The sequence below is a fragment of the Alkalihalobacterium alkalinitrilicum genome, from assembly GCF_002019605.1.
In the GTDB taxonomy this organism is placed as follows: domain Bacteria; phylum Bacillota; class Bacilli; order Bacillales; family Bacillaceae_F; genus Alkalihalobacterium; species Alkalihalobacterium alkalinitrilicum.
In genome coordinates, this window is the sequence record NZ_KV917368.1 from 3,980,852 (window position 1) to 3,994,134 (window position 13,283).

11 protein-coding genes are annotated in these 13,283 nt (G+C 41.1%); 10 read left to right on the forward strand and 1 reads right to left on the reverse strand.

Translation table 11 applies throughout. The features are described from left to right. Window positions 1-75: 75 nt before the first annotated feature. Both BK574_RS19385 and BK574_RS19390 read left to right on the forward strand, forming a co-directional pair. The gene (locus tag BK574_RS19385) at window positions 76-1,737 is read left to right on the forward strand and encodes a sodium:solute symporter family protein (protein ID WP_078429708.1); all 1,662 of its coding nucleotides are present in this window, start codon (window positions 76-78) and stop codon (window positions 1,735-1,737) included. Continuing rightward, on the forward strand, window positions 1,718-3,649 hold the full coding sequence (locus BK574_RS19390; RefSeq protein ID WP_078429709.1) for a DUF294 nucleotidyltransferase-like domain-containing protein: 1,932 nt from the start codon (window positions 1,718-1,720) through the stop codon (window positions 3,647-3,649). The genes BK574_RS19385 and BK574_RS19390 overlap by 20 nt, the downstream gene beginning before the upstream one ends. 978 nt (window positions 3,650-4,627) lie before the next feature. On the opposite strand, the gene BK574_RS19395 is transcribed toward BK574_RS19390, so the two are convergent. Further along, the gene (locus tag BK574_RS19395; RefSeq protein ID WP_078429710.1) at window positions 4,628-5,566 is read right to left on the reverse strand and encodes a nuclease-related domain-containing protein; all 939 of its coding nucleotides are present in this window, start codon (window positions 5,564-5,566) and stop codon (window positions 4,628-4,630) included. Between the two features lie 253 nt (window positions 5,567-5,819). On the opposite strand from BK574_RS19395, the gene BK574_RS19400 reads away from it, so the two are divergent. The 8 genes from BK574_RS19400 to BK574_RS19435 all read left to right on the forward strand — a co-directional run bounded on the left by BK574_RS19400 (window position 5,820) and on the right by BK574_RS19435 (window position 13,224). Next, complete coding sequence (locus tag BK574_RS19400) at window positions 5,820-6,836, forward strand: processed acidic surface protein (protein WP_078429711.1); 1,017 nt, start codon at window positions 5,820-5,822, stop codon at window positions 6,834-6,836. A gap of 3 nt (window positions 6,837-6,839) precedes the next feature. Further along, window positions 6,840-7,517: a class D sortase gene (locus tag BK574_RS19405; protein ID WP_078429712.1), complete on the forward strand. Its 678-nt coding sequence runs from the start codon at window positions 6,840-6,842 to the stop codon at window positions 7,515-7,517. 646 nt (window positions 7,518-8,163) lie between these two features. Further along, complete coding sequence (locus BK574_RS19410; RefSeq protein WP_078429713.1) at window positions 8,164-8,829, forward strand: 3'-5' exonuclease; 666 nt, start codon at window positions 8,164-8,166, stop codon at window positions 8,827-8,829. Window positions 8,830-9,012: 183 nt separating this feature from the next. Next, window positions 9,013-9,297, forward strand: a complete 285-nt coding sequence (gene spoIIID / locus BK574_RS19415; protein ID WP_075385306.1) for a sporulation transcriptional regulator SpoIIID — start codon at window positions 9,013-9,015, stop codon at window positions 9,295-9,297. 109 nt (window positions 9,298-9,406) lie between these two features. Beyond that, window positions 9,407-10,411, forward strand: a complete 1,005-nt coding sequence (mreB, locus tag BK574_RS19420) for a rod shape-determining protein (protein WP_078429714.1) — start codon at window positions 9,407-9,409, stop codon at window positions 10,409-10,411. 181 nt (window positions 10,412-10,592) lie between these two features. Beyond that, window positions 10,593-11,414 (forward strand): flagellar hook-basal body protein, encoded by an 822-nt coding sequence (locus BK574_RS19425; protein ID WP_078429715.1) that lies wholly within the window; start codon window positions 10,593-10,595, stop codon window positions 11,412-11,414. Window positions 11,415-11,430: 16 nt separating this feature from the next. Further along, on the forward strand, window positions 11,431-12,270 hold the full coding sequence (locus BK574_RS19430; protein WP_078429716.1) for a flagellar hook-basal body protein: 840 nt from the start codon (window positions 11,431-11,433) through the stop codon (window positions 12,268-12,270). Window positions 12,271-12,423: 153 nt separating this feature from the next. Continuing rightward, complete coding sequence (locus BK574_RS19435) at window positions 12,424-13,224, forward strand: DNA-directed RNA polymerase subunit beta (protein ID WP_238458051.1); 801 nt, start codon at window positions 12,424-12,426, stop codon at window positions 13,222-13,224. Window positions 13,225-13,283 lie beyond the last annotated feature (59 nt).

Sequence of the window (13,283 nt, forward strand, 5' to 3'; positions counted from 1 at the left end):
GAAAAAAAATCGAACACTATTAGTTTAACAAAATTCATAAAAAAATAGAAACCTTATCCTTTAGGGGGAAGATATATGGACTCTCAATCAATCGTTTCAATATTAATGATTTGCTTAACGTTTGGACTTTATATCGGTATTTCCGTTTATAATCGTGCGAAAGTGACATCTGACTTTTACGTAGCGAGCCGTGGTGTACCACCGTTCTGGAATGGTATGGCCATCGGTGGAGACTGGATGAGTGCGGCCTCTTTTATTGGTATGGCTGGTACGCTCATGATCTTAGGGTATGACGGTTTAGCCTACATCATGGGTTGGACAGGTGGATACTTATTTTTAACGTTTTTACTTGCACCGCAATTACGTAAGTACGGTCGTTACACGGTGCCAGAGTTTATCGGTGACCGTTTTGATAGTAATGCGGCTCGTTTAATCGCGGCGATTGCAACGATTATTATTTCCTTCACATACATTATTGGTCAGCTTTCAGGATCTGGGGTTGTTATCGGCCGTATTCTCAACATTCCAGCGATGTACGGAACGATGATTGGGGTTGTCATCATTGCAATTTACGCTACACTGGGTGGTATGAAAGGGATTACGTGGACTCAAGTGGCCCAGTATATCATCTTAATTATTGCCTACATCATTCCAATCGTGTTTATGTCGTTACAAGTAACAGGAAACCCAATCCCATGGTTAACATATGGAAACATCGTTACACAACTTGGTGAACTCGATAAGGAATTGGGCATAAGTGAATATTTCGCGCCATTTGCGCAAAGTGATAAATCTCAGTTTATTGCCCTTTTATTTACATTAATGGTAGGTACGGCAGCGTTACCACACGTTATCGTTCGTTTCTATACGGTATCAACAATGAAAGCAGCTCGTTGGAGTGGAGCTTGGGCGCTTCTTTTTATCGCGTTACTTTACTTGTCAGCTCCAGCATACGCAGCATTCTCTCGTTTCATCTTAATGACACAAGTAGCAGGAAGTCCGATTAATAGTTTGCCAGCTTGGACGCAAAGCTGGGTAGATACAGGTCGCTTGCAAGTTGCTGATACAAATGGAGACGGCGTTCTTCAATGGGAAGAAATTATTATTAGTAATGACATCGTCGTTATGGCAACACCAGAAATCGCTAACTTAGGCATGTTCGTTATCGGTCTTGTCGCAGCAGGCGCGATGGCAGCAGCCTTATCAACAGCGGGTGGTCTATTAATTACGATTTCTTCATCGTTTGCTCATGATATTTACTATCGTCTTATGAACCCACAAGCAAGTGACAAAAGGCGTCTAGCCGCAGGTCGTTGGGCGATCGTATTATCGACGATTGTTGCAGGAATTGTCGCGCTTGATCCACCAGGGGTTATTACGCAAATTGTCGCATGGGCGTTTGCACTCGCGGGCGGTACGTTCTTCCCAGTTCTTTTACTCGGGGTTTGGTGGAAACGTTGTAACGCTAAAGGTGCAATCGCAGGTATGCTTTCAGGTTTATTTGTCACACTTCTGTACATTTTATTAGCTCGTCAAGGAATTACCATTTTTGGTATACTAGACACAGGTGCTGGTATTATCGGCGTTCCGGTCAACTTACTTGTAACGTTTCTAGTGTCTAAAGCTACAGCAGCACCATCGCAACGCATCCAAGATGAAGTCATCGATTTACGTTACCCGGAGCAAATGACTTATAAAGATGGCGAGGTATGGATGGATGAATCGGCAGGAAAATAAAGACTTATTTGAACAAATTCACAAGCACCCTTTATTTTATGGGGTGCTTGATTCTCAATTTATTAGCTTAATGGAAAAGTGTACATTAAAGCATTATAACAAAGCGGAAAAAGTCCTTTATTCGAAAACACCAAGAGAAGGGCTTCTTCTGATTTTAACAGGAATGGCCGAAGTGTATGTTCAAGGAGATGACGGTCTTTTTCAGCAAGAAGTTTTAGAAGTTTTGCAGACGGGTGATATGATTGGCTTTTCTAGTTTAGCCGACTTTTTAGGAGAACCCAATCCCCATGTGGCGAAGTATACGGTTGAAGTCCGCGCCGTGGAAGATTCGTACTGCTTAAAAATTCCTTATTCTGTCGTTGAAGCGCGCTGGGATGATGAAGGGGTACGAGACTTTGTTCTTCGCCAAGTGGCCGTCCGTTTACGAGATATTTACGGATCTTTAGCGGAACAAGTGAAGCTAGCGAACCAATGGGGCGAGAGTGATCCGTTCATTCGCCGAATTCAAGATTTAATGAATGAGCCCGTCGTGTCTGTGGTGAAGGATGAAGCGGTTCAAGTCGCTGCGAAAAAAATGGTCGAACAGCGATCGAGCTCAGTTGTCGTTAATGATTTTGACGGTACGTTAATTGGGATTATTACGGAAAAAGATCTCGTCCAACGCGTTGTTGCGAATAATAGTGATGGTCCGTTAAAAGCGAGTGATGTGATGACCGCAAACCCTGTGACGATTTCACGCTACGCCTATTATTATGAGGCGATGTCTAGTTTTCTTTTAAATGGAGTAAAGCACTTACCTGTTGTGGAAAAAAGTAAAGTCATCGGGATGGTCACCTTATCAGATTTGTTACGAAAGAAAAATCGTGGCTCAATGGAAATTTTACAAAAAATTGAGCAGTCTACTTTGGCGAATCTACCAACGGTAAAAAATGCAATCTATGATGTGCTTGGGCAACTGATCAATGATGAAATTCCAACGGTTCATACGCTGGAGATTATTACGAAGCTATACGACCGGCTTGTCAATCATTGCATAGATTTAGCGGTTGAATCACTCGCAGCGAAAGGAAAAGGCAAGCCTCCTGTGCCGTTTTGTTGGTTTCAAATGGGCAGCGGTGGACGTGGAGAACAGTTTTTATTAACCGACCAAGATCATTTCCTCGTCTATGCGAACCCTGACAGTGATAATAGTGGTGAAGTCGAAGAATATTTTGCACTCCTCGGTCAAGAAATCGTCGATCATCTCCATACAGCTGGCTATAAACTGTGTATCGGTAAAATGATGGCAAATGAAGAGAGTTGGCGTGGGACACTTAAGACGTGGCAAGATCGCTTGCGAGGGTGGGCATTACGAGCAACAAATGACAATGTGTTGTTAGGCCATAATTTTATGTCTTTCCGATTTTTATACGGGGACGATGATCTTCATGATGAGTTTACTAAGATGGTAAAAGATCAAGTGGCGAAATCACGAATCTATTTATACCGAATGGCAGAACAAGAAAGGGACCACCCTGTTCCGACACTCGATCACCCGATTCGTGCATTATTCGGATTAAGACGAAATTCAATCGATATCAAAAAAAATGCACTCTTTCCGCTGCACCATTGCTTACAAATTTTATCCGTTCATCATGGAATTGTGGAAGGAACACCTATGCAACGACTTGATGCCCTCGTGAAACAAAATGTGTTTACACCTGAAGTGGCCGACGATATTCGCTTTGCCTATGAAATCGTCTTAAAAGTAAGAGTCGAGCAAGCATGGGGGAGATATCTGCGCAAAGAAGAAGGAACGAGTGAAGTCCAATTTACGCATCTTCGCTCTCGTGATAAAGAAGAACTCATGATTGCGTTAAAAGCCGTCCGCTCTTTACAAAACCAAACACTTGGTGCATTTGGAATGTTGTGATTGGATTGAGGAAATGGTTTTTATTGTTAAAGGCGTTTGAAGTGGGGAAAGTTAGCTTAAGCAAGATGGATTATCATCATAATAAAAGTACTATAGTGACCGTTTGAGCAGCTCAAAGGAGATAGCGGTCACTATGAAAGCATCATGGTGACCGTTTGAGCAGCTCAAAGGAGATAGCGGTCACTATGAAAGCGTCATGGAGCCCGTTTGAGCAGCTCAAAGGAGATAGCGGTCACTATGAAAGCATCATGGTGACCGTTTGAGCAGCTCGAAGGAGGTAGCGGTCACTATGAAAGCGTCATGGAGCCCGTTTGAGCAGCTCGAAGGAGGTAGCGGTCACTATGAAAGCGTCATAGTGACCGTTTGAGCAGCTAAAAGGAGGTAGCGGTCACTATGAAAGCGTCATGGTGACCGTTTGAGCAGCTCGAGGAGGTAGCGGTCACTATGAAAGCGTCATAGTGACCGTTTGAGCAGCTAAAAGGAGGTAGCGGTCACTATGAAAGCGTCATGGTGACCGTTTGAGCAGCTCGAGGAGGTAGCGGTCACTATGAAAGCGCCATGGTGACCGTTTGAGCAGCTCGAAGGAGGTAGCGGTCACTATGAAAGCGCCATGGTGACCGTTTGAGCAGCTCGAAGGAGGTAGCGGTCACTATGAAAGCGCCATGGTGACCGTTTGAGCAGCTCGGAGGAGATTGCGGTCACTATGAAAGCGTCATGGAGCCCGTTTGAGCAGCTCAAAGGAGATAGCGGTCACTATGAAAGCGTCATGGTGACCGTTTGAGCAGCTCGGAGGAGATAGCGGTCACTATGAAAGCGTCATGGTGACCGTTTGAGCAGCTCGAAGGAGATAGCGGTCACTATGAAAGCGTCATGGAGCCCGTTTGAGCAGCTCGAAGGAGGTAGCGGTCACTATGAAAGCGTCATGAAGCCCGTTTGACCGTCCTGAAGACACAAATACAGCTCGTATTTTATAGAACATTAGTCTTGCGTATCTTGAGCACTAACATAATAAGAATACTTACCGTGTCCCATGGGTTTAAAATTTGTTGATAGGATCCTTCGAATGGTTTTCGTAGACTTGATTATTTTGCACCATTCGTGAACAGTATTTGTTGTTATTTTTCTGTTTGGAAAAAGAGTTTTAAATTCCTCTATGCTCCTTAGGACTGCAGTTGTGATATTTTCTCTGCAACCACATTTTTTACAAATTAAATTTTTTTCTTTGAATTCAGTAATAAATGAGTGGCAATCTAGACATGTTACCCCTTTTTCAAGTTGTTCAAAGGTATATTCAGGTAATCGTGTGTAGGGGGACTCATTAAGGTGAATGGATATTAATTGTTTTGCGGCCTTTTGGTGAAGATCATTTAATGTTGAGGATGTTTTGTTTATTTTGTTCATAAAGCGATTAAGCTGAGCAGGAAAAATAATCGGTAGGTTTAATGGGGCTTGATATAGTTGAAACCCGTGGTTAACGAAGATAAGGTATGCTTCAATCGAAAAGTTAAATCCATGATCTTGGAGCAATCGTCGGAATAAGGATTCACTTCGTTTCAACTGAAGTAGTGGGTTCTTTATTTCAGTCCTTGAAAGTTTATACCAGCTATCACCTTCGACATAGAAATCACCTTCATAATTTTTTATTTCAAAAAGATAAATGGAATCTGAGGATAATAATATTGTATCAATTTGGAATAAAGTGTTATTAAACTCGAACAATAAATCATTTAAAATAAGAAAATTACCATTTAATAGGTCTAATCGGTCCGCTACCCGTTCATCAAACTTCTGCTCACCAATAAACCCCTTTTCAAGATTTGTATAGTGACTCTCAGAGTTAGCACTTAAACTCATACGGTTATTTAGCAATCTCAAAATTTGCAATTCTAAGGGGACATTACGAGGTTTTATAATCATATGTCACATCCTTTCGTCTATTAAATTCATTTTCATTTTATTTAATAGTGAAAAAATTTACAAGATAGAAAGTATAATCGACAAAAAGTGCCTAGTACCTCTCCCCGTTTTTCTTCCTTAATGTACCTAACCCGTCTCAAAAAGCTAGTATTCAATTATATACCGAAAATATTTTTTTTCAATTCTATTCAAAAAAAAATTTTAGCCTTATATTAAATATGAAGAAACTGAATATATTTTAGGAGGAAACGAAGTGAAACGCATAATAATGACATTGGCTTCTATCATTTTATTATTGTCTTTTTCATTACCAACAGTAAGTAACGCTGCACTCAACCAGATCGAGCTAGATGAGTTTTTAATAGAGATAGGATTGACGCAAGAAGAACTTGAAGATCAACTCATGATTCATCACTTTATGGAATTAGGAGGTTTCGAATCAGTAGAAGAGTTGAGAGATTATTTAGGCCCTGTAATTGATGATGAAAATTTACAAGCTTTACTGGATCAATATGGACTAACACTAGAGGAATTAGTCATTCTTTTAGAAGAGTACGGTGAAAGAATAGAAGATTATGTTTTTCTTTATGACCTTGAATTCACGATTGATTTTTATCTTAACTTTGAAGATATCAGTTGGGAAGATATTCTTGCTGAATTAGATGCGATTTTTGCTGAGTTTGATTTAACAGCTGAAGAGCTTGAGCGATTGTTTGACCACTTTAGAAATCTTGATTGGGAAGATCCAGCTTTTGAAGAACGACTTTTTAATCTTGAAGAAAGAGCGATGGCCCTTCCAGACTTTGAAAGTGCTACTGAACTGTCAGCGGAAGAGATTGCGGAAATTTTAGCAATTTATTCAGAATTAATGAACCTTCTTGAGTTAGATGCGAAATATTATCTTATCGAAGGAAAAAACAAAGCGAGTAAACAGCCGATTTCATTGCAAACATTAGTTACGCTTGACCACTTAGAAGGGTACAATCTATTGATCGAGCTGTATAATTTAGAGGGAGATTTCCTTGCTGATCTTATCATTACTGCGGATATGTTCGGATCTGATCTCATTAAAGAACCAGCAGGAGATATAAAAGAAGTGAAAGAAATTGTAAAGAAGGCTCCTGCTAAAGGTCAATCAGAGGCCAAAACAGAAAAAGGAGCAAAAATGCCGAAAACAGCATCAAACTCGATGCAAAATGCGTTAATGGGTGTCGGAATGATGTTAACGGCTGTGTTTATTTATCGTCGCTTTAAAGTTAAAGGGGTATAGGCGATGAGGCTAGAAGAAGGAAAGAGAAGAAGGAGGCGGACGAAACGTCTTCTTCTTCTGTCTGTATGTATTGTTCTGTTTGTAGGTGGATTTTGGTTTACGACAACAAACGCTTACACCTTTTTAAAAGGCTACGGGCTGTATAAGGTCAACGAGGTGAAACAAGATCGTGCCCCTGTTCAGGAAGTTGCAATTAGCGAAAAGGAAGCGAATGAGGATGAGGGCGAGGACGAGGGTCCACTGTATCCTGAACGTCCCAGTCAAGGAGAGTTAATGGGGGAACTTTATATTCCAAAGCTGCAAGCAACGCTACCTATTTATCATGGAACGGATGAGGATGAGCTAGAACGCGGTGTTGGCCATTTTCTAGGAAGTGTTTTGCCAGGTGAACAGGATAATAGTGTCTTATCAGGCCATCGTGACACGATTTTTCGTCATTTAGGAGAAGTCGGGGTACAAGATGACCTCATTGTAACAACGAGTGCTGGGGAATTTACGTACCGCATCAACAAAGTTCGGATCGTCGATGAAGATGACCGCACTGTAATCGTCCCTAAGCCAAGAGCAACCTTAACGGTAACGACTTGCTATCCGTTTGGGTTTATAGGTGCAGCACCTGAGAGGTATGTATTAATTGCCCATTTGGTGAAATTCGATCGAGAGAAGAAGTTTGGTGTTTGATCTCTATATCTTTGAACTTAAGCGTTAGTCACACCCTCTCGTGGAGATCGAGAGACCTCGTGACTAACGTTTTTTATTGGGGTGGAGGTCTGTTTGACTTTCACTTTCTCGAGGACACTAGTGCCGTTATTTTGCAAATCAACAGCACTCTAATGGAGTTAGCGAACACAGACGCACTTATTGACTGAAAAAGACGAGGAAATGGCCATATCGATGGTAGATAACGGAACCACTCGACCTCACTGTTTGGAAACACATCCTGTTTGTCACAGATAGTAAAATAGTCGACATAAGCACTGCGGATCATCAAGACTCTTCACTAGAGCTAACAATAAAAAAATTAGCAATTAAGCATAGAAAAAATTTAGAAAATTCGGTAAAATGTAATCATTGTATATATAAAAAACAAAAAAACATTTCTAGGGAAATACTGTAGCTTTTCATTTCCTAAAACATGAGCAACAGTAAACATCGTTGAAGAAACGATTTCATTTGTAAAGATCTATCAATAAAAAACGCAAAAAAGGCAGATCACCATTACCTGTTGGCTTTCTTCCAAATAAACCAACCAATAAACTAGGAAGCTATCAATCAATTGAAATAAAATGGACTTAAAGAAGTAGAACAAACAGGGGGGAGGTTTTTTATGTTCTGGAAAAAAAAATTAATGCACTATCAACTAGACCAGCAACCCTCTTTGGATACTCCGTTACGCGATTTATCATTTACCGTGTTTGATACGGAAACAACAGGATTTGCTGTTGGTGGAAAAGATCGTGTGATTGAAATTGGAGCGGTACAAGTAGCAGAACTGATGGTAACCGACAATCAGTTTCAGACGTATGTGAATCCAGAAAGAGACATTCCACCTAAAATTACCGAACTGACAGGAATTGAACAACACTTCGTCGATCAAGCCCCCTCTTCACTAGAAGCAATCGAGTCTTTTTTTCAGTTTATCGAAAAGTCAAAAAGTGGGGGATGGGTTGGCCATTATTTAAGTTTTGATGTGATGGTCATTCGCAAAGAACTGCAACGAGCGAAATACACGTTTGAACAACCACTCTATATCGATACTCTTGATATGATCGGATATTTATGTCCGTCTTGGGATATGCGTGATTTAGAACAATACGCTAGGTCATTCGGAACAAACATGTACGATCGCCACAGTGCCATTGGAGATGCCTTAACAACCGCTCATCTCTTTGTTGAACTACTCCGCCTTCTTGAAGACCGAGGAAAGACAACTCTCGCAGACTTAGTTCAAGTGACAGATGCGAACAACCGCAACCGAGTTCTCCAATTTTAACCCTCACTACACCTATCCACGGACCTGTAATTCTGTGCTAACTATAGGTCCGTCGCATCATTTTTACGCATAAATTCATTAACGCATGAAAAAATGCCTTGTCCCTCTTGACTTTTTGGTATATATACCCTCCCTCCTTAATAAAATGTACCATTCACCAACATTGATTAGGAGGCGAGTGGTGTGCACGATTACATCAAAGAACGTACTATCAAGATAGGTAGGTACATCGTCGAGACGAGGAAAACAGTCCGCACGATCGCAAAAGAATTTGGCGTTTCCAAGAGTACCGTACACAAAGACTTAACCGAACGATTACCTGAAATCAATCAAGAGTTGGCAAACGAAGTAAAAGAAATTCTCGAATATCATAAGTCGATACGCCATTTACGCGGTGGTGAAGCAACGAAAGTGAAATATAAGAAAACCGACCTACCGAACGAAAAAGTAGTAAAAACACAAAATTGAAAATAAAAATCAATCCCTGTATTAACAAAATATGATAAAATAAAACATTAGTAGGAATACAGCTTCAAAAGCTGTCGAATGATTAGCCAAAACAGGGAGGATATCACTAATGTTCGGACGGGATATAGGGATTGATTTAGGTACAGCAAATGTTCTGATCTATGTCAAAGGAAGTGGAATTGTATTAAATGAGCCGTCTGTTGTTGCACTAGAAACAACAACGGGGAGAGTTCTTGCTGTAGGGGAAGAAGCGTTTCGAATGGTCGGACGAACACCAGGAAATATCGTTGCTTTACGTCCCATGAAAGATGGGGTTATCGCCAATTTCGAACTCACAGAATCAATGCTAAAACACTTCTTAAGTAAAATTAATGTAAAAAGTTTTTTCTCGAAGCCGAGAATTTTAATTTGTTGTCCTACAGAAATAACATCTGTAGAACAAAAAGCAATTCGAGAAGCTGCTGAGAAAAGTGGTGGAAAAAACGTTTACTTAGAGGAGGAGCCGAAAGTAGCTGCGATAGGAGCTGGAATGGATATTTTTCAACCGAGCGGTAACATGGTCGTAGACATAGGCGGTGGAACAACAGATGTTGCTGTTCTTTCAATGGGTGATATCGTCACCGCCTCTTCTATAAAAATAGCTGGGGATAAGTTTGATCATGATATTCTCCACTATATTAAAAAGAAGTACAAGCTCCTTATCGGAGAACGGACGGCTGAAGAAATTAAGAAGCAAGTTGCAACGGTATTTCCAGGTGCTCGTAAAGAAGAATTGGACATCCGCGGACGTGATATGGTAAGTGGACTTCCACGAACCATTACAGTCTATTCAGAAGAAATTCAAGATGCACTGATTGAATCCGTTTCCTATATTGTACAAGCTGCTAAATCTGTTCTTGAAAAAACTCCACCAGAACTATCAGCCGACATTATTGATCGAGGTGTTATTTTAACTGGTGGTGGCGCATTGCTACATGGAATTGATCAGCTGTTAGCAGAAGAGCTTAAAGTTCCTATATTTATTGCTGAAGAGCCGATGCATTGTGTAGCCAAAGGAACAGGAATTCTTTTAGAAAACTTAGATAAAATGTCTAGTAAAAAAGTTCGCCTATAATCCTCGAGAAGAGCCGAAACTTAAATCTGTGTTTGGATAACAGAAAAAATTACCTCTATCCAATGACTAGGGGATAGACGATATAATAGAGGGAAGATAAAATGCACAGTTCAGTACATGAGTACATGAATTGATTAAAGGTGCAGGTACCACCATAGGTACCACGAATAAGGAGGATGTCATGCTTCGCGGAATTTATGGTTCAGCTGCAGCAATGATTGCCCAACAACAGCGTCAAGAAATGTTAACGAATAATTTAGCGAATGTGAATACGCCAGGATTTAAAGCAGACCAAGCGTCATTACGTTCATTTCCCAATATGCTTATTCAAGCAATGGACACGTCAAACTTAAAACCAGGTACGAGTCATTATGTAGGGTCGTTAGCGACGGGTTCTTATTTACAAGAGCGAACACCGAACTTTTTACAAGGTGATTTACAACAAACCGACAACAACACCGACCTTGCGCTTCTTCAAGGAACAGTGCCCGTAAATGAGGACGGCAGACAAGGAGCTCTATTTTTTACTACTCAAAATGGTGACGGTGAAGTACGGTATACTCGTAACGGAAATTTAGCGGTAAATGGGCAAGGTTTCCTCGTCAATAGCCAAGGGTTTTATATGCTGAATACGGCAGGACAGCCGATTCAAGTAGGGAATGAAGGGTTCAGTGTCGATCGTGAAGGTTTTGTATTTACAGACGATGATGTTCCTGTAGGGCAAATGCTAGTCGTTCTTGCTGAAGACCCAATGCTTCTTGTAAAAGAAGCAGACGGGTTATTACGATTGACTGAAGGTGGAGCGCTGCCAACAGCAATTGGAAATGGACAAGTGACGTATCAAATTCAACAAGGCTTTATTGAACGATCAAACGTAGATTCGTCTCAAACGATGACGGAAATGATGAGTGCTTATCGTTCGTTTGAGGCCAATCAAAAAGTATTACAAGCATACGACCGTAGCTTAGAAAAAGCGGTCAATGAAGTTGGAAGAATTGGCTAAGGTGGTGGAAACGTAGATGAACACATCGATGATGACGGCGTCAGTAACAATGGGACAATTGCAAAAGCAAATGGATACAATCGCTCATAATTTAGCGAATACGAATACGACGGGGTTTAAACGTCGTGAAGCTACTTTTTCTGATTTATTATTCCAACAAGTCAACAATCAGATGGTGCCTTCCATGGAAACAGGACGTCTCACACCGAATGGAATTCGTGTAGGAGCTGGAGCGAAGATTGGACAAACGGCTTTACGTACGGAACAAGGTTCAATCCAAACAACGGATCGACCTCTAGACCTTGCTATTCAAAATCCTAACCATTTCTTCCAAGTAGAAGTGCGGAATGATGATCAATCAGAAGTGCGTTACACGAGGGACGGGGCATACTACTTTTCACAAAATCCAGATAACCCAAATGTGTTAAATATCGTTACAGGTCAAGGCCATTTTCTTCTTGGTCCCAATGGCCCAGTAACTGTACCAGCCGACCACTCAGAAGTGCAAATTGATGAAAATGGTGTCATCTCTGTTATACTTAGAGATGGAACAACGGTTGGAGCAGGACGGTTAGAATTGGTCAATGTCCAACGACCACAAATCCTTGAACAATTAGGGGGAAATTTATTTGGGCTTCCGAATAACTTGATCGAGCAAGGATATGTACCTGCAGATATATTAGGAGTTATCCCAGCTGGACAAGTTAGTGTACGACAAGGGGCTTTAGAAATGTCTAACGTTGATATGGGTAGAGAAATGTCAGAAATGATTTTGGCGCAACGTTCGTATCAATTTAATGCCCGCTCAATTTCAATGGCAGACCAAATGATGGGCTTAGTAAACTCCATCCGTTAAACTTTGCCATGTTAACTTTTCTAAAGTAAACGATAAGAAACGGCACCGTGACTCGCGATATCATCAAAAAAACGGGTCTCACTGAAAAAATGATTGGGCTAACGCTGCCGTACGGGCCTGGCGCTAGCCTTCACATATTTAACTTAGAAATTATTGAACAAATTCGGCAACCCTACGATACTAGGTATGACAGGACAGGGAGAAGTTATGGATAAGCGCGATGTAGCACAACATAAACTTAATAACGAACACGAACCACATTCAGAATCAGACACGAGTCAAGTCACTGAAACAGACGAAACCGTACAGGAGTCTGCATCTGAACAGGAGAGTAAAGAGGAATCCGCAGTGGACCATCAAGTGGATGAAGAAACGAAAGTCTTTACACCTGTGGAATCACAAACGCACGAGCGTGCAGATGATCTAGTAGCTGAACATCAAGAAGACGATGTGACAAAGAGGTACGACGCAGTCGACGGCACATCACTGGAAACAAGTAAGCTCGATGCTGCATCAGCAAGCGAAAGCGATGAGGCAGAGTCAGATGATACAAAGGTCTTTGAATCTACTGACAAATCAACTTCCGAAACACTAGAAGAAGAGAGCTCTTCTGTAGACTTGAGTCAAGACACGATCGTTCATGGTGCACCTTTGGCTTCTTCCACCGAAGCACAGTCGAGTTCAAGTGAAAACGATGAAAACGCTACTAACACGGAAGAAGGAAAAAAGGATACTCGTGAAGAACGGAATAAAAATCGAAAAAAGCGAAAGAAAGAACGAATTCGCATAGTTCCTATCTGGCTACGTTTATTCATTGTGATTTTATTATGTGGTGTAAGTTTGGTAGCTGGTTTAATGGTTGGTTTTGGAGTGATCGGAAACGGGACACCTACGGAAATCCTGCAACGAGAAACGTGGGAACATATATATAGTATCATCAGCGGTGCCGAGTAAGTGAAAGGTGCCGTTTTTGGTTTTTGTATAGTTTTTATAATACTATATTTTTCTACTCA